Consider the following 16,700-nt stretch of genomic DNA (forward strand, 5'->3'; position numbering starts at 1 on the left):
CTTTCATGGCTGATGCTGAACCACGGCTGGTCATCTTCGATTGCGACGGCGTGCTCGTCGACAGCGAACCGATTTCGATCAGCGTTCTCGTCAAGGCGATGGCCGATCTCGGCGTGACGATTACCGAGGACCAGGCCTATGAACGCTTCCTCGGCAAGAGCCTCGCAACCCTCATCTCCATATTGGAGACGGAATTCAACGTGCATGCCAACGAGGAATTCCTGGAAAGCATCCGCACCAATCTCTATGCCCGTTTCCGCACCGAGCTGAAGGCCATGCCAGGTATTGGCGATGCGATCGATGCGCTTGGCCTTCCCTGTTGTGTTGCCTCGTCCAGCCAGGTCGAGCGGATCAAATTGTCGCTCTCTGTCACCGGGCTGCTGCCGAAGCTGCCGAACATCTTCAGCGCCAGCATGGTCAAGCGCGGCAAGCCAGCGCCTGATCTCTTCCTCTATGCGGCCGACCAGATGCATGTGGAGCCTCGTGACTGCATCGTCATCGAGGACAGTCCGGCGGGTATTGCTGCAGCCAAAGCGGCGGGCATGACGGTCTTTGCCTTTACCGGCGGCTCGCATGCAAACTTTGCCGGCTACCGTGAAGAACTCGACCGTCTTTCACCGGAAGTCGTGTTTGACGCCATGCCGGAATTGATACACCTTGTCCGCAAACAAAAGCTGGACGGGACTCAGCATTGATGCGTGATCATGTGGTTGCGGTGGATATCGGCACGAGCAGCGCACGCGCCGGTGTCTTCGATACGCATGGCCGCCTGCTTGCCAAGGCTGAACATCCGATCGTCATGAACCGGCCGCGCGAGAACCATGCCGAACATGATTCCGAGGATATATGGTCGGCCGTTTGCACTGCCGTGCGTAGGGCTATGGGCCAGTCCGGCATCGGTGCTGCCGCTATCGGCGCGATCGGTTTCGACGCCACCTGTTCGCTTGTGGTGCGCGATACCGAAGGAAGACAGATCAGCGTTTCCACCGGCGGCGAAACGCGGTTCGATACGATCGTCTGGCTCGATCATCGGGCGCTGAAGGAAGCCGATTTCTGTACGGCGACGAAGCATGAAGTGCTGGAACATTCCGGCAATGTCATGTCGCCGGAAATGGAAATGCCCAAGCTGATCTGGCTGAAGAAGAAGCTGCCGGCGACCTGGGAGAAAGCCGGATACTTCTTCGACCTTGCCGATTTCCTGACCTGGAAGGCAACTGGTTCGCCTGCCCGATCCCGCTGCACGCTGACGGCCAAATGGAATTACCTAGCTCATCAGGAGAGGGGCTGGCAGGAGGATTTCCTGCAGCAGATCGGTCTTGAGGATTTATTGCCGCGCGGCAGGCTGCCGGAGGAGACGGTGGCAGTTGGGGAGAGCATCGCTAAACTGACGCCGCAGGCCGCCGAGGCGTTGGGCCTGACCACCGATTGCCATGTTTCGGCCGGGATGATCGATGCCTATGCCGGCGCCCTTGGTACACTCAGCGGCTATGCTGGCAATCCGGCGAAGCTCGAGCAGCAGCTTGCATTGATTGCAGGAACATCGAGCTGCATCGTCGCCTTTTCCCTCGAGCGAAAGCCGAGCGAGGGAATGTGGGGGCCCTATTACGAGGCGGTTTTTCCGCAATCGTGGCTCGTCGAGGCTGGCCAATCGGCCGCCGGTGCGCTGCTCGATCATATCGTGCGCATGCACGCGGCCGGCGGTGAGCCGACCGCTGCGCTGCATCAAAGGATCGTCGCCCGCATCGCTGAACTCAGAACAGAAGAGGGTGACGCGCTTGGTGCGCGGATCTTCGTTCTCCCGGATTTTCACGGCAATCGGTCACCACTGGCCGACCCGCATGCTGTCGGCGTCATCAGCGGCCTGACGCTTGACACGTCCTTTGACGGGCTCTGCGCGCTCTATTGGCGAACCGCGGTCGGGATTGCGCTCGGCATCCGCCACATCCTCGAAAAGATGAGAGATCACGGCTACGTGCCGGATACGCTGCATGTGGCCGGCGGGCATGTGAAGAACCCCGTTCTGATGGAGCTCTATTCGGATGTGACGGGCTGCAAGGTCATCGTACCTGACATGAACGAGGCGGTACTGCTCGGCACCGCGATCGCCTCATCGGTTGCCTGCGGCTTACACAAGGATTTGGCGACGGCTGGCAAGGCGATGTATCCTGGCGGCTCTGTGCGGCTTCCCGACAGGAGCAAGCAGGCGCTTTACGACCGCGACTATCGCCGGTTTCTTGCCATGTATCGCCATCGGGCGGAACTGGAAGCGGTGGAATAGTTCAGCGATTTGCCGTTTCGCCGAGGATGGCTGCAAATTCCACCATGCGTCGGCGCCGCTGGCTCGCCTCTTCGCCGGCGCCCAAAATGACCGCCTCGGACAGACAGTCGAGCAAGGCGATCAGCGGCGGCAGGTTATCCATGTCGGGCGCACGGGCAGGCGGCAAAGGCAGGACGACGTTTGATTGTTCTGGCAGCCAGTCCGCATGCTGAGCGGAAATCAGGATCACCTTGTAGCCGTAACGCCGGGCAGTGCGCGCAAGCAGTCGTGACCTGGCGAAGCGCCGGCAATCGATGATGACGAGCACGGCGTCCTCGACGAAGGAACGGGCGAAAAGCTCCGTAAAGCGGTTACCCGCGCCGTCGATCGCACGCACGCTGTCGCGGGCCAGCGTCAGTCGCTGGCAGAAATGATTGGAGAAGCCGGCAAGTCTGGCATGGGTGGCGACGAAAACCTCTCTGGAGGCGCCGATCATCGCGACGGCTTCACCCCAATGCGGCTGTGCGGTCAGATGATAGATGTGATGCAGCGCTTGTATCTGCTCCGCCACGAGAACGGCGAGCGGCTTGCCTTCCGATGCATCCGTCTGCAGCTCGGTCATCGCGCTCTGGAACTGGACGGGTGAGGTCGTTGCCGTCTCGCGGATCTCCACCTTGACGCTGTCCAGCCCCTGGTAGCCGAGCGCTCGCAGGAAACGGCCGACCGTCATCGGCGAAAGATCAAGCCGGTCGGCAACCGACGCAGCGGTTTCGAACGGCAGATCGTTCAAATGTTCGGTGAAATATTTCGCGATGCGTCGTTCGGCAGGCGTGCCGGATTTCGCGTATTGCCTAAGCTTCTCTACAAAGTCTTCCACGTCGCAGCCTCCCCCATTTCCTCAGAGGCCTTCCGCGGATTCATGCAGAGCCGAATCCTTGTTTCTTAATATTTTCCGGAAGCTCTTCTTAGGCCCACACGTATTTCCAACATTACGAACTATATATTAGCATGTAATTTTCGACAAGTTTTCTATTCAAGCATGTAATTTTCAACTGACTTGCCGGGAGGGCACCGGCTCCCTACATCACGCTGCGTAACGGAGACGCCAGAGAATGATCCTTGACGCCGCTCGCCTTTCGCTTGCCAACCTGTTTGCGTCGGAGACCCGGTCGGCTTTCTGGAAGGTTCTGGGACTGACGGTGCTGGTGTTGATCGGCTTGTGGTTTGCGCTGCGCGGCCTGTTCATCAGTTTTATATTTCCCTGGGTGGTCGGGTTCTTTCCCGAGATGCCCGACTGGGCCGGCTGGCTCAGCTTCGTTTTCCTGATTGCCGCCGGGATCGGCCTTGCGCTCGGGCTGGCGCTGCTGTTGTCGCCGGTCACGGCGCTGATTGCCGGCCTCTTTCTCGACGATGTCGCCGAGGTGATCGAAAAAAGGGACTATCCACAGGATGCGCTGGGCAAGGCCATGCCGCTCGGCCCTGCGATGGCGAGCTCGATCAAATTCCTCGGCGTCGTGATCATCGGCAATATTATCGCGCTCTTCCTGCTCTTCATTCCCGGCGTCAATATCGTGGCCTTCTTCCTGGTGAACGGCTATCTGCTCGGGCGGGAATTCTTCGAATTCGCGGCGATGCGCTTCCGTTCGCCGCCGGAGGCGCGGCTGTTTCGCGCCAAGCATGGCCCGACCGTCTTTCTTGGCGGTCTGGTGATTGCGCTTTTCCTGGCGATCCCGATCGTCAATCTGCTCACGCCGCTCTTTGCCGCCGGCATGATGGTGCATCTGCATAAGCTGATCTCGGCGCGTGATCCCGATTTCCGAGCTTAGTTTTTCACGCAATTCCGAACGCAAAACCGCGCGACACTTTTGCTGGAATTGCTTTAGCCGGGCAGCGCTGTCGTCTCATACATAGCCGCATATTCGGCGCTCGGCGGGATCGGCTTGATAATGTCGATCAAGACGCCGTTGGGATCGGCGGTAATGAAGTGGCGCTGGCCGAAATCCTCGTCGCGGATCTCGCGCAGGATCGGCAACCCCGCCTCTGTGCAGACGGCGTAGATCGCGTCCACATCCTCAACCTCGAAATTCAGGAGAAGGCCGGAAACCTTGCCGCGGCCGGCGGCTGGGATGGTTTCGTGGCTGCCGTCGAGCACGGCAAGCGTCACATGCTCATCCTCCGTCGATTGCAGATGGACATACCAGTCGCTTTCGAACAGCGGCTGAAAGCGGAAATGACAGCAATAGAAGGCCGCAGTGCCGGCAACATCGTCCGTCATGATGACGGGATAATAGCTCGTCGATTTCATCGTCTTTCCTCCTTTGATTTTACGTACACTCTGTATGTTTTTGTATTTAACATACAGGCAGATTGTATGTAAAGAGGAGTGATGAGCCGCAGCAATCGCGAAAGAACCGAACAGACCAGGCAGGCCCTGATGGATGCCGCGCGCCGGCTTTTCGTCGAGAAGGGATATGCAGAGACGGCCACGCTCGATATCGTGGCACAGGCCGGTGTCACGCGCGGTGCGCTCTATCATCACTTCGAAGACAAGAAAGCGCTCTTCCGGGCCGTGATTGAAAGGGAGGCGACTGATGTCGCCGACGAGATCGAGCGGCGCACAAAGCGGCAAACCGAACCGCGTGACGCGCTGCTTGAAGGCGCGGCCGCCTATTTCGATGCAATGGAAGTGGAAGGGCGGACGCGGCTGCTTCTGCTCGAGGCGCCGGCGGTCATCGGCTTGCCCGCGACTGCGCAGATCGATGGCGAGAATGCAGAGGCGACATTGCGGGTAGGGCTCGAAGCCTTGCTGCCGCAGGCCAGTGCTTTGCTCGGACCACTGACGACGATGCTGTCAGCGGCTTTCGATCGCGCGGCGATCGCCATCGAAGCAGGCGGCAGTCGTGAGGATTACGAGCGGGGGATCGCTGCCCTACTCGACGGCCTCGCCGATCACCTGCGGCGGTAGCTCGACCAGCGGTGCGGGGATATCGCCGCTCTTCTCCGGCGACTTGCAGATATCGGCGATCACGCAGCGTTCGCATTCCGGGCGACGGGCCTTGCAGGTATAGCGGCCATGCAGGATGAGCCAGTGATGGGCGTGATAGAGGTATTGCTTCGGCACCACCTTCATCAGCCGATCTTCAACCTCGTCCGGCGTTTTGCCGGGTGCCAGCCTGATGCGGTTGGCGATGCGAAAGATATGGGTGTCAACCGCCATCGTCGCCTGGCCGAAGGCCATGGAGAGCACGACATTGGCGGTCTTGCGGCCGACGCCCGGCAGGCGAACCAGTTCCTCGCGCGTCTCCGGCACCTTGCCGCCGAATTCATCGACCAGCATCTGCGAAAGCGCGATGACGTTCTTCGCCTTGTTGCGGTATAGGCCGATCGTCTTGATGTATTCGCGAACCTTCTCCTCGCCAAGATCGAGCATTTTCTGCGGCGTATCGGCGATCTTGAAGAGCGCGCGAGTCGCCTTGTTGACGCCGGCATCCGTCGCTTGCGCAGAGAGTGCCACTGCCACGACGAGGGTGAAGGGATTGGTGTGTTCCAGCTCACCTCGCGGCTCGGGACGCTGGATGGAGAAACGCCGGAAGATTTCCTCGCGCTCGGCCAATGAATAGGCGGTTTTCACCGCCGCCGCTGGCTTGCGGCGGACGATCACATTCGAGTTTTGCGACGATTTGGTAACGGATTTGAGTTTCGGATTCGCCATGGAAAATCTATACTCACTGGCCATGATGGAAAGCAACGCCGACAGCCGTAACGATCAGCCTGTTTTCGCAGCCGAACTCTTTCCCTACCGCTCGCTCGGCCGGAAGGGCTTCAAGGTGTTGCTCAGTGTTTCCGGCGCCATCTGCTTCGTGTACAGCATGTTTTTCATCGTCACCGGTGCTTGGCCGATCGGCTTCTTTTTCGGGCTGGATTTCCTGCTGCTCTACGGCGCCTTCTGGCTGAGCTACCGATCCGGCAGGGTGCGGGAAGAGGTGACGGTTTCGCGCACAGATGTGTCCGTGCGCAAGTTCTCTCCGTCCGGCCGTATGATCGAGCACCACTTCAATCCATTCTGGACGCGCTTCCTCGTGCGGCGGCATCAGGAAATCGGCATTCTCTCCATGCATATTTTCGGGGAGGGCAAACGTACGGATGTCGGCTCCTTCCTCAATCCCGACGATCGGGAGAGCTTCGCCAAGGCTTTCAAGCGCGCGCTGGCAACGGTAAAACAGCGTATCTGAGGCATTGCGTAAGAATCGGGGCGCAAGAAACGGGTGGTTTGGCTGCCCGCCCTTGATTATCTCCTTTGTAAAGGAGAAAGACGATGAACATGATCGCGAAGCTCGACACAGATATCACTCCTGATGGCCCTGATTACGATATCGTCCGTCAGGTCATCGAACTCATCAGCGAGGAATATCGCGATCAGCCGTCGCTGGAAGCGATTGCCGCTCGGCTGCACCAGTCGCCGACGCAGCTCCAGAAGACCTTTACCCGCTGGGCCGGCCTTTCGCCGAAAGCCTTCCTGCAAGCCGTGACGCTCGACCACGCCAAGCGGCTGCTGCGCAAGGAAGAAATGCCGCTGCTCGAAACCTCCATCGAGGTGGGTCTTTCCGGTCCCAGCCGCCTGCACGACCTGTTCGTGACACATGAGGCAATGTCTCCGGGCGAATGGAAGGCGAAGGGCGGCGGGCTGACGATCCGCTACGGGTTCCACACCTGCCCCTTCGGGACGGCCCTCGTCATGGTGACAGACCGCGGCCTCGCAGGCCTCGCCTTCAGCGATTCCGGTGATGAGAAGGCCTGCCTTGAGGATATGACCTGCCGTTGGCCGAATGCGGAATATGTGGAAGACCGTCAAGCGACGGCGCCTTATGCCGAGCGTATCTTCCAGCCGGGCCGTTGGACGTCGGACCAGCCGTTGCGGGTCGTGCTGATCGGAACGGATTTCCAGGTCAGTGTCTGGCAGAGCCTTCTGAAAATCCCCTTCGGCAAAGCCGTGACCTACAGCGATATTGCCAAGGACATCGGCCGGCCGACTGCCATGCGCGCGGTCGGTGCGGCAGTCGGAGCCAATCCGATTTCCTTCGTCGTGCCCTGCCACCGCGCGCTCGGGAAAAACGGAGCATTGACCGGTTACCATTGGGGTCTGACCCGCAAACGGGCCATGCTTGGCTGGGAATCGGCGCACGCCTGAGCGATTGGGATCAGCCGAAACCGTTCAGGCGGCTTCGGCGAGTTCCAGCAATGCCTTTGCCGCGCTCTCGTCGGTGATCAACGTATTACAGCCGATGCGCTTTATCGTTGCGCGGATCGCGACCGCACGATGCGCGCCGCCGGAGGACAGTACGATGTGTTTCGCCTCCTTCAGCGTATCGAGATCCACCGACATCACCCGCTGATTGATCGAGTGGTCGACGGAATTGCCGTCCTTGTCCAGAAAGTTGAACATGGTGTCGCAGACACAGCCGGCATCGATCAGCTGCTGCAGTTCGGCCTTCGAAATCCATCCCTCGGACAGCGACGTCGAATGCGGGCCGATATCGCCGCAGCTGACGATCGCGAGATCAAGGTTTTCCGCCAGCCGATAGATCGTATCGAGCCCGCATTTTTCGATGAGGTTGCGCTTGGTCTCGGTGGAATCGACGAGCAGCGGGGCCAGGAACATGTAACATTCCGCTCCGAGCTGATTGGCAAGGCGCCAGGTGTAGTCGATTGGGTTTGTCTGGTGGACGGCGACGATGCCGCCGAGCAGGGAGACGATCTTGCAATTGTCGCGTCGTGGCGGCCGGAAGCTTGCGAGAGAGGCCGTCATGGTGCGGCCCCAGCCGACGCCGATCGTATAATCGTCCGGAATGGCTTCCGACAGGAACTGGCCGAGCGCCAGACCGACATTCTTTGCCAGTGAATTCACGTCACAATTGGCGGGTTCCGGCACGACGATCGCCTCATCGAGGCCATAGGCGCGTTCCAGCTTGACCGAAAGCTCCACGCAGTCGCCGATCGAGTCGTTGATCCATATCTGAACTTCGCTGCGCTTCATCGCCTCGTCGAGTAGGCGGATGACGGTCGTGCGGCTGATGCCGAGCTGTTCGGCAACATCTTTCTGGGTCAGGCCTTCATTGTAATAGAGCCATGCAGCCCGCAGCCGAAGCGAGGAGGCTTCGGAATAAGCAGTATGCGTGCCGCGTTTCAGCTTGACCACATCTCCTCCCGCGCCGATTTCGCCCTAGATCTTTGCTATCGATAGCATAAGGTTGTGGCATCGGCTTTGTTCCCGCGATAATGCCGGGTGTGACACTTATGTCAATTGAAATGCACAAATGTCCTTGACTTTTCGTTGCCGGAGCGGCGATAGTCAGGGTCGACAACATCGTTCTTGTCCGTCCGAGGAGGACAATGTGCGGGCATGCGGAAAGTCTCGACCGGCCTTTAAGCCGCAGGCGGCATCGCTTGCGATGTGCTCGTCGTATTCCGGCGTTGGGAGCCCCGCCCCCGGGAACACCGCCAGTGTCTCTCACGTTTACGACTCACCCGTGACGGACGCGCGACTATTCGCCTGCTGTATGCAAACCATCTGTCCTTAGATCACCTCTTTGCCGGGCGGAACTCGCGCCGGTCCGCAGCCCAAGTTCACAAAGGAATTTGACCATGACATCCAAGCTTGACCAACTCCGCGAGATCACAACCGTCGTCGCCGACACCGGCGATATCCAGGCTGTCGCTCGCCTGAAGCCGGTTGATTGCACGACCAACCCTTCCATCGTTCTCAAGGCGCTCGGCACCGACATGTTTGCCGACGACATGAAGGAAGCGATCGCCTGGGGCAAGAAGCTCGGCGGTAATGCCGATGCTGCGGCCGCAGCCGTTGCCGATCGCCTCGCGATCTCCGTTGGCGCAGCCCTCGTAAAGCTCGTCCCCGGTCGCGTTTCGACCGAAGTCGATGCCGATCTCTCCTTCGATACGGAAGCGTCGCTGAAGAAGGCACGCAGCATCATCGCGGCCTACAAGGAGCGCGGTATCGAGAAGGACCGCATCCTCATCAAGCTCGCTTCCACCTGGGAAGGCATTCGCGCAGCGGAAGTCCTGCAGAAGGAAGGCATTGATTGCAATCTGACGCTGCTCTTCTCGAAGGCTCAGGCAATTGCCTGCGCTGACGCCGGCGTATTCCTGATCTCGCCCTTCGTCGGCCGTATCCTCGACTGGTACAAGAAGTCGACCGGCAAGGATTTCACCGCCGAGGAAGATCCGGGCGTTCTGTCCGTCCGCGACATCTACAACTACTACAAGGCCAATGACATCAAGACGGTCGTCATGGGCGCCTCTTTCCGCAACACCGGCGAAATCGAAGCGCTGGCCGGTTGCGATCGCCTGACGATCGCTCCGAACCTGCTCGACGAACTCTCCAACGATCAGGGCAAGCTTGAGCGCAAGCTGTCGCCGGAAACCAAGAAGGCCGAGCCAAAGATCACGGTCGACGAGAAGACCTTCCGCTGGATGATGAACGAAGATGCCATGGCGACCGAAAAGCTCGCAGAAGGCATTCGCGCATTCGCAAAGGATCTCGGCACGCTGCGCAGTCAGGTCCGCAAGGAACTGCAGCTCGCTGCTGCGTAAGGCCGCGCAAGCCGCACTTTGATGAAAGGCGCGGGTGCCGCTGGCATCCGCGCCTTTTTCATTTTGATATCAAGGGCATAGAGGCAGGGGTATCGTGGTGGCTGACGAGGATGACGGAAATTCGCTGGTCTCGATTGTCTACAAGCATGCAAGCTTCTTCCTTTCGGTGCTCGGCGGTTTCATCGTGTTTCTACTGCTGACCTCGCGGGAGGTCAGCGCCAGCAACATCCTGTTCGGCTGGAATGCCTCGGCGATCTTCTTCATCGGGCTGAGCTGGCGCAAGATGCTTCGCGCGACCGTTGAGAGCATCAAGAAGCGATCGGAAGATCTCGATTTTTCCGATACTTTCCTGCTCTTCCTATCAATCGCAGCGGCTCTCGCCAGTATTGCCGGAATCGGTATCGAGCTCCATTCGATCAAGGATGCACCGGCAGATGTCGCGCTGTGGCGTGCGGCTGCGGCGATCCTGACTATCCTGATCTCCTGGTTTTTCCTGCACACGCTTTTCACGATCCATTATGCCCATTATTTCTATGGCGGCTCGGATAAGTGCGAAGGGCTTAAATTCCCTGATGGAATCGAGGAGCCCGCTTATTGGGACTTCCTCTATTTCTCCTTCACAATCGGTGTCGCGGCGCAGACGGCCGATGTAGCAGTGACCTCGACGAGGATGCGCAAGTTCACCCTGCTGCATGCGCTTCTGTCGTTCCTGTTCAACACCACCATTCTGGCACTTGCGATCAATGTTGGCGCAAGCCTGCTTTAGAGCCTTGCTGCAGACCGGAAGAAGCTCTCGAACTCCGCAAGGTCACCAGAGGCGACATCCGAAATCGCCCAGAACGTCAGTCCGCCATCCGACCATTGCACCATGTTGTAGCCGTCGTGCTCCGTTGTCGTTTGGGCACCTGAAGCCGCGGGCCAAATGAACAGGTTGATGACATGGCCATGGCGTCTGTACACGAGAGCGGCGACGGCACGGCCGCCGATATAATCGACACGTCCGCCGACCAGCGGGAAACCATCCTTGGCGAGATCGCTGACGGGCGGCGAAAAATCGATCCTGCCATTGAACCAGGGCTTTACCGTGTGCTGATCCGAGGTCAGGACGTCGGTCAGATGATCCGCCATCATGGATCGAACATGGCTTGCCATGATCTCGTCCTGCAGGATCAGGGTCTGCGACGGCGCATTGACGAACAGAAAAGCACTTGCCGCGAGCACCGCCAAGGACGGTACGAAGCTCCATTGCCGGATGAAGTCGAAAGTGCGGCGCCAGAAAGGCGCTTGGCGTGGCACCGGCAGGCTGGAGCTCGCCGCCGTCTGTTCGAAAGACAGCATGGAAAGTACCTGTGAACGCAGAGCCTCCGGCGGCCTCCATCGCACGCCATCCTGATCGATGATCTTTCTCACAGCAGCGACCCTTTCCATCTCCGCCCGGCAATTTTCGCAGGTCGCCAGATGATCCTCGAACTGCGCTGCATGGACGGAGTCGAGTTCGCGGTCGACAAAACCGTGCAGCATGATGCGCCATTCGGGGCAGCCTTTCTGATGGGCGTCACTCATCCTGCCGCCTCGCTTTTACTGCATGCATCCCAGATGTCGGCGAATTCGCGCCGTGCTCTCGCAAGGCGTGACATGACGGTGCCGATCGGTGCATCGATGATTTCGGCGATCTGCCGGTAGGAGAGGTCTTCGAGTTCACGAAGGACGAGGATTTCCCGCATCGTTTCCGGAAGTTTGTTGATGACGGATCGCACGCGCTGTTGCTCGCTTGCCCGGATTATCGCCGTCTCAGGAGAATCCTCCTCCGAGGCGATCTGGTAGCCCTCATCTTCATCGGGATCGGTGCTGCCGTTATCGTCCAGATGCCGCTCGAAATGTGCCTTTCGGCGATCCTGCTGGCGCCAGACGTGGCAGCAGTTCCTGACGATGGCAAAGAGCCAGGAGCGCGGATCGCCACCGCGATAGGTTTCGAAATTGCGGTAGGCGCGCAGGAATGCTTCCTGGACGATATCCTGCGCAGCCTCGGCGTCGCGGCTGAGGAAGCGGGCAAAATTATAGGCCGCATCCAGGTGCGGAATAATCACGTCCTGAAAATGCTGCATGAACTCATGCTGCGCGGCGTCGGTCGTTGGGGCGATCCGTTCGCTGCCGGATTTCTTGACCATAAGATGGAACAGCCGCCTCGCTCCGGCGAGAAGCATCATCAGCGGTGATGGTCGAATACGGGCTCGCGGCGCTTGCCCGACGAGCAGCAGCATCCAGTCGATCGATCCGACCGGATAGGTGATCTGAGCGTTTGTCATCATCCTCCCTGCCTCAACAGCAGCCGATTTGGACGTGAGATCCGCGGGCATCAGATGCGGTCTCCTGCAGTCTAGACCGATCGGCGCACGATTTTATTCCAAATAGCGCCGGTTTATTTGCGCGCAGTGGTACGAAAGATGAGTGCCGTTAAAATAATCAATCATTTTCAATGGCTTGTCGAAAATCTCGTTCGAGCTGGGAATAACGGCGTGCCGCCGACGATCTAGTTCGTCAGCGAGGGCTTCAGATGAATTGCGGCCTTCGCCAGTCGAAATGCCATCAACAAGAGGAGGCATATTCATGTTTACCATGTCACGTCGCGCTGTCCTGGGATCGGCCACTGCTGCGGCTGCATTCGGCCTGTCATCGAAGCTCGAATTCGTCATGCCGGCACTTGCCGCGACGCCGTTGGAGCCGACGGTCGGCTTTTATAAATACAAGGTCGGCGATATCGAGGTTACGGCGATCTATGACGGCATCTGGAAGAAGCCGCATGATCCCACCTTCATCAAGAACGCTTCGATCGAGGATACCAAAGAGGCGCTTTCCAAGGCAGGGCTGACGACCGAATTCATGCCGATCCCGCTGACGGTGGTCGTTTTGAAAGTCGGCAGTCGGCTGATCATGATGGACGCAGGTTCCGGCGTCGGTCAATGGCAGGAAAATGCCACGCATCTGCCGGCGAATATGGCGGCAGCCGGTATCGATTATAAGAAGATCGATACGATCATGATCTCGCATTTCCATCCGGACCACGTTTGGGGTCTGATGGAAAAGGGGACAAATAACCCGGTCTTCCCGAATGCCGAGCTCATCGTTAATGCTGCCGAATATAACTGGTGGACGGCACCGGGTCGTGTCGAGAAGCTTGCCGAAGGCCGCAAGCCGGCCGGCAAGCGCATCGCCGCCGTTTTCCCGACATGGAAGAACTGGAAGCTGGTGGATGACGGGGCCGAAGTTGCACCCGGCATCAGGCTGCTTTCAGCGCCTGGCCATACGCCCGGTCATTCAACCTATCTCGTGACCTCGGGCAACAAGCAACTGCTCGTTTCCGCCGACATCATGTATGTGCCGGCGCTGCTCGCCCCGCATCCCGAATGGCAGGGCAGCTATGACCAGGACGGGCCGACGGCAATCGACACACGCCGCCGTCTCATCGATCGCGTCATTGCCGACAATATCGCGATCTGCGGCTCGCACTTCCCGTTCCCCGGCTCAGGCACCTTCCTCAAGGACGGAAGCGCCTATGCCTTCACCCCAACAATACAGGCCTGAAAGGCCGAAGGACGTTACAATGATGAAATATGCAATTCTGGGATTCATCTGGGTTTGCGCCATTTCCGCCGGCTTTTCCGCGGTTACCGCATTTCCAGCCTTTGCCGTCGACAACATGGAATCGACTGACGCTCCGGACCTGACTTCGGTGCGGGCCAAGATCGACGCGAAGGACTATGCCGGCGCGCTTGCAGAGCTTCGCGATCTTGCCGAAGACAATCAGCAGGCGGACGTTTACAATCTGATGGGGTTCACGCTGCGCAAGACAGGCGATTACCTGACGTCGCTGACCTATTATACCAAGGCGCTGGAGCTTCAGCCCGATCATAAGGCGGCACGCGAATATCTCGGTGAACTCTACGTCGAGACCGGCGATATGGCGAAGGCTGAGGAGCAGGTGTCGGTCCTTAAACAGCTTTGCCCCGTTGGCTGCGAGGAACTCGAAGACCTTCAGGAAGCCATCTCCGCAAAGGGCGATAAGTGACCGACACATCAACGGCAGGAGCAGGTGGTTCGCCGCCTGCTCCTGATAAAGTGGAGGATATGATGGAAAACGTTGCAAGCCGGCCTCGGCTGGCCGATCTCATTCTTCTTCTGGGTAGGCTTCTCTTATCCCTGATCTTCCTGCATGAGGGTTCGTCGCTCATCGCCGACATCACCGCGACGCTTGCTACCTTCGAAAAGCTTGGCCTGCCGGCGCTGGTGACGTTTGCCGTCATTGCTCTGCAGCTCGGTGCCGGCCTTTCTATTGCTGCCGGTTTCCTTAGCCGGCTCGGTGCGGTGGCCCTGGGGCTGTTCTGCCTCGCGACGGCTTTTATGTTCCACACCAACTTCGCGAACCAGAACGAGCTGCTGCATTTCGAGAAGGATCTCGCTATTGCCGGCGGCATGTTCGTGCTTGCGGTTTCGGGTGCAGGATCGGTGTCTATCGACAATTTCATGAAAAGGCGGATGAAGGGAATGCATCCCTGGCTGACGGCGGTGCTGTAGCGAACTTGTCTTGAAGCTGCTGCCGTCGTTGTCGTCGTTCATAGCCCCGTGGCTAGAAGATCGCCTGTCCTGCCATCAAGGCCAGGATGAGGAAGATCAGGAAGACGACGAGGAATATGCCGAAGAGCACGCGGGCGATCGTCGCGGTCGCCGCGGAGATGCCGGAGAAGCCGAAAAAGCCGGCGACTATAGAAATTACCAGAAATATAAGAGCCCATTTTAACATGGATATCTTCCTTCCGTGATTGCCGGAAGAAGACGCGCCAAAACTGATTTTGTTCCAGATCGGTTAGAATGGAACGGCATTCCTTAAAGGCGTGCTGCTCCGGCCTGCAAGGGCTTTTCAAAGGTGTCTCGATCTGTTTGAAGGGATCATCATCGATTTGCCCCATCGACGAAAGCCACCCTCCATGCGCGCTTTTCTGGACCCCCAGGTCATTTCCGCCTACCTCGAAGTCATCATGATCAACATCATCCTGTCAGGGGATAATGTGGTCGTTATCGGTATGGCAGCTGCAGGCCTTTCCACCGAGCTGCGCGGCAAGGCGATCGTCACCGGCATTGCCGCAGCCGCCGTCATCCGCATCGTTTTCGCCGTCATCGCCGCGCAGTTGCTCGTCATCAAAGGCATCAATCTCGTCGGCGGTCTGCTACTTCTGTGGATCTGCTGGACGATGTTTAGGGAGTTGCGTGAGGCGGATGAAGAGGAGGCCGGGCAGGAAGCCGGTCACCACGCTCACAAGCCGAAACTTTTCCGACAGGCGATCGGCCAGATCATTTTTGCGGATCTTTCCATGTCGCTCGACAACGTCCTGGCCGTTGCCGGTGCTACGAAGTCGAACATGAATGCCTTGATCTTCGGCCTCATCCTTTCCGTCATCCTCATGGGTGTCGCATCCAATTTCGTGGCAAAGCTGCTCAACCGCTTCCGCTGGATCGGCTGGATCGGCCTTGCCATCATCGTCTATGTGGCGTTCGACATGATATGGGAAGGCGGCATTGAGCTGCTTGCGCTCTACGGTCAGGCCTAATAACCGGGTCTAGATTTTCAGGCTTGAGAGCAGGGAGATAAGCTGGGACTGGCGCTGTGTGCCAGTCTTGGCGAGAACCTTCTTCACGTAGCCGCGCGTTGTCTCATAAGTCAGGCCGGATATTTCGGCGATCTGGCGCGGCGACGAACCATCCATCAGCAGGCGCGCTACCGTCGTTTCCTGAGGAGTGAGCGAAAAGAGCCGGCGCAGCAGATCGCGGCTCGGGGCCGCGCGTTCGGAGAGATCCGTGATGATGGCGACGGCGGCGGAATGCGAGAAGAGTTCGGCCGGTACTCCGTTCAGCCGCTGGGCACGGATTATCAGCGGCGCCTTTCCCGGGCGGGAAAACAGAACCGGCGTGGAGACGGCCGGATTGGTGAAAGGCTCCTTCGAAAGGATTGCCTGCAGATGGCGGCGCAGGAGCCCCGTCTCCTCCTGACTGAGAGCAACGAGCTCCCGATCGAGAACCCGGATATTGCCATCGAGCAGCATCTCCGCGCGCTGGTTCAGCCGGGTGATGCGGCCAAAACGATCGAAGAAGACCACGGCAGTGCCGGCGAGCTCAAATGCCTCGCTCATGCTGTCGATCTTGGCGACATGCAGCGCGCGTATGATCTCGGCTGCGGCGGTCAGTTTCGACTGCATCTTTACGAGCAAGCGCTCGTCATCGCGATCGAAAGGCTGGTCTTGAATGCGGCGCTGCAGGTTGAGGCTCAGCATCGTATCGCCGGAGGTGAAGCCCACCATGGCGGAATAACGGAAGCTGAAGCGGGCCAGGAACTCCGTATAGAAGATATGATGGTTGAACTCCTCATCGCCGGCGATGTCGTGTTCGATGATGACCCCCTTGGCCATCGCAACCGCCAGGCCGCGTTCGCGGAAGTCGCGCTTGTACCATTCTTCGTCAAAATAGACCTGGAAGGCCTCCAGCAGATTCGGTGTGCTCAGGAAGCCGGAGGGGAATTTACCGCGCACCGGCATGATATGCGTACCGGTAGAACCGGTGGCGCGGCTGATCTGTTCCAGCGTGCGCTCCCAGCTTGCCGGCACCAGAGCGGATTCCATCAATCCGTCCAGGGCCGTTTCGAGCTCGGAGATATCGATGCGCGTCGCCATGAGTAAGTAATGCCCAACCGATTTCTTTGATCCGATGAAGAATCACACTTATCGCGAAGCGCCATATGGGGTGAACCGGCAATTCCGCGTTTAGAAATAGTATCTGCAGTTGTATT

Annotated in this window: 20 protein-coding genes; 12 read left to right on the forward strand and 8 right to left on the reverse strand. The window is 58.7% G+C overall.

The genetic code is table 11. From position 1 onward, the window contains the following. Positions 1-5: 5 nt before the first annotated feature. Positions 6-695: an HAD family hydrolase gene (locus ACR9ZQ_RS28330; protein ID WP_310383874.1), complete on the forward strand. Its 690-nt coding sequence runs from the start codon at positions 6-8 to the stop codon at positions 693-695. Next, positions 695-2,278 carry an FGGY-family carbohydrate kinase gene (locus ACR9ZQ_RS28335; RefSeq protein ID WP_310383872.1) on the forward strand — a complete coding sequence of 528 codons (1,584 nt, stop codon included), beginning with the start codon at positions 695-697 and terminating at the stop codon, positions 2,276-2,278. Before ACR9ZQ_RS28330 ends, ACR9ZQ_RS28335 begins: the two co-directional genes overlap by 1 nt. A 1-nt stretch (position 2,279) precedes the next feature. On the opposite strand, the gene ACR9ZQ_RS28340 is transcribed toward ACR9ZQ_RS28335, so the two are convergent. Continuing rightward, positions 2,280-3,134 (reverse strand): MurR/RpiR family transcriptional regulator, encoded by an 855-nt coding sequence (locus tag ACR9ZQ_RS28340; protein WP_310383870.1) that lies wholly within the window; start codon positions 3,132-3,134, stop codon positions 2,280-2,282. 235 nt (positions 3,135-3,369) lie between these two features. Here ACR9ZQ_RS28340 and ACR9ZQ_RS28345 point away from each other — a divergent pair, with 235 nt between their 5' ends. Beyond that, positions 3,370-4,083 (forward strand): sulfate transporter family protein, encoded by a 714-nt coding sequence (locus ACR9ZQ_RS28345; protein WP_310383868.1) that lies wholly within the window; start codon positions 3,370-3,372, stop codon positions 4,081-4,083. Between the two features lie 53 nt (positions 4,084-4,136). Here the strand turns inward: ACR9ZQ_RS28345 and ACR9ZQ_RS28350 are convergent, their stop codons facing one another. Continuing rightward, positions 4,137-4,562 (reverse strand): VOC family protein, encoded by a 426-nt coding sequence (locus ACR9ZQ_RS28350; RefSeq protein ID WP_310383866.1) that lies wholly within the window; start codon positions 4,560-4,562, stop codon positions 4,137-4,139. An 81-nt stretch (positions 4,563-4,643) separates the two neighbouring features. Here ACR9ZQ_RS28350 and ACR9ZQ_RS28355 point away from each other — a divergent pair, with 81 nt between their 5' ends. Next, the gene (locus ACR9ZQ_RS28355) at positions 4,644-5,222 is read left to right on the forward strand and encodes a TetR family transcriptional regulator (protein WP_481429145.1); all 579 of its coding nucleotides are present in this window, start codon (positions 4,644-4,646) and stop codon (positions 5,220-5,222) included. Here the strand turns inward: ACR9ZQ_RS28355 and nth are convergent. Further along, entirely contained in the window at positions 5,187-5,969 is a 783-nt protein-coding gene (gene nth, locus ACR9ZQ_RS28360; RefSeq protein ID WP_310383862.1) for an endonuclease III, read from the reverse strand. The two genes, ACR9ZQ_RS28355 and nth, sit on opposite strands and share 36 nt — an antisense overlap. Before the next feature lie 22 nt (positions 5,970-5,991). Between nth and ACR9ZQ_RS28365 the strand changes: the two genes are divergently transcribed. Together ACR9ZQ_RS28365 and ACR9ZQ_RS28370 are read left to right on the forward strand one after the other, a co-directional pair. Next, entirely contained in the window at positions 5,992-6,489 is a 498-nt protein-coding gene (locus ACR9ZQ_RS28365; protein WP_310383994.1) for a DUF2244 domain-containing protein, read from the forward strand. 83 nt (positions 6,490-6,572) lie between these two features. Then, positions 6,573-7,445 carry a methylated-DNA--[protein]-cysteine S-methyltransferase gene (locus tag ACR9ZQ_RS28370; RefSeq protein WP_113324996.1) on the forward strand — a complete coding sequence of 291 codons (873 nt, stop codon included), beginning with the start codon at positions 6,573-6,575 and terminating at the stop codon, positions 7,443-7,445. A 24-nt stretch (positions 7,446-7,469) separates the two neighbouring features. On the opposite strand, the gene ACR9ZQ_RS28375 is transcribed toward ACR9ZQ_RS28370, so the two are convergent. Continuing rightward, positions 7,470-8,453, reverse strand: coding sequence for a sugar-binding transcriptional regulator (locus tag ACR9ZQ_RS28375; RefSeq protein ID WP_037103335.1), 984 nt, complete (start codon positions 8,451-8,453; stop codon positions 7,470-7,472). A gap of 446 nt (positions 8,454-8,899) precedes the next feature. Here ACR9ZQ_RS28375 and tal point away from each other — a divergent pair, with 446 nt between their 5' ends. Continuing rightward, positions 8,900-9,865, forward strand: coding sequence for a transaldolase (gene tal / locus ACR9ZQ_RS28380; RefSeq protein WP_113325733.1), 966 nt, complete (start codon positions 8,900-8,902; stop codon positions 9,863-9,865). Positions 9,866-9,962: 97 nt separating this feature from the next. Continuing rightward, complete coding sequence (locus ACR9ZQ_RS28385; RefSeq protein ID WP_113325734.1) at positions 9,963-10,631, forward strand: DUF1345 domain-containing protein; 669 nt, start codon at positions 9,963-9,965, stop codon at positions 10,629-10,631. On the opposite strand, the gene ACR9ZQ_RS28390 is transcribed toward ACR9ZQ_RS28385, so the two are convergent. Further along, on the reverse strand, positions 10,628-11,428 hold the full coding sequence (locus tag ACR9ZQ_RS28390; protein WP_310383856.1) for an anti-sigma factor family protein: 801 nt from the start codon (positions 11,426-11,428) through the stop codon (positions 10,628-10,630). The two genes, ACR9ZQ_RS28385 and ACR9ZQ_RS28390, sit on opposite strands and share 4 nt — an antisense overlap. Continuing rightward, positions 11,425-12,174, reverse strand: coding sequence for a sigma-70 family RNA polymerase sigma factor (locus ACR9ZQ_RS28395; protein ID WP_310383854.1), 750 nt, complete (start codon positions 12,172-12,174; stop codon positions 11,425-11,427). Before ACR9ZQ_RS28395 ends, ACR9ZQ_RS28390 begins: the two co-directional genes overlap by 4 nt. 298 nt (positions 12,175-12,472) lie before the next feature. Between ACR9ZQ_RS28395 and ACR9ZQ_RS28400 the strand changes: the two genes are divergently transcribed. Genes ACR9ZQ_RS28400 through ACR9ZQ_RS28410 form a run of 3 tightly spaced genes read left to right on the forward strand, consistent with a single transcriptional unit; the run spans position 12,473 to position 14,437 of the window. Then, on the forward strand, positions 12,473-13,447 hold the full coding sequence (locus ACR9ZQ_RS28400) for an MBL fold metallo-hydrolase (protein WP_310383852.1): 975 nt from the start codon (positions 12,473-12,475) through the stop codon (positions 13,445-13,447). Between the two features lie 19 nt (positions 13,448-13,466). Continuing rightward, positions 13,467-13,931 (forward strand): tetratricopeptide repeat protein, encoded by a 465-nt coding sequence (locus tag ACR9ZQ_RS28405; protein WP_310383850.1) that lies wholly within the window; start codon positions 13,467-13,469, stop codon positions 13,929-13,931. Between the two features lie 59 nt (positions 13,932-13,990). Then, positions 13,991-14,437, forward strand: a complete 447-nt coding sequence (locus tag ACR9ZQ_RS28410; RefSeq protein ID WP_310383992.1) for a DoxX family protein — start codon at positions 13,991-13,993, stop codon at positions 14,435-14,437. A gap of 52 nt (positions 14,438-14,489) precedes the next feature. Here ACR9ZQ_RS28410 and ACR9ZQ_RS28415 read toward each other — a convergent pair whose 3' ends face one another. Beyond that, entirely contained in the window at positions 14,490-14,663 is a 174-nt protein-coding gene (locus ACR9ZQ_RS28415; RefSeq protein ID WP_007817547.1) for a DUF1328 domain-containing protein, read from the reverse strand. 184 nt (positions 14,664-14,847) lie between these two features. On the opposite strand from ACR9ZQ_RS28415, the gene ACR9ZQ_RS28420 reads away from it, so the two are divergent. Next, positions 14,848-15,468 (forward strand): TerC family protein, encoded by a 621-nt coding sequence (locus ACR9ZQ_RS28420; RefSeq protein ID WP_481429146.1) that lies wholly within the window; start codon positions 14,848-14,850, stop codon positions 15,466-15,468. 9 nt (positions 15,469-15,477) lie between these two features. Here ACR9ZQ_RS28420 and ACR9ZQ_RS28425 read toward each other — a convergent pair whose 3' ends face one another. After that, the gene (locus ACR9ZQ_RS28425; protein ID WP_481429147.1) at positions 15,478-16,584 is read right to left on the reverse strand and encodes a helix-turn-helix transcriptional regulator; all 1,107 of its coding nucleotides are present in this window, start codon (positions 16,582-16,584) and stop codon (positions 15,478-15,480) included. Positions 16,585-16,700: the final 116 nt, after the last annotated feature.

It is taken from the genome of Rhizobium sp. KNZ14-9A (genome assembly GCF_056755015.1).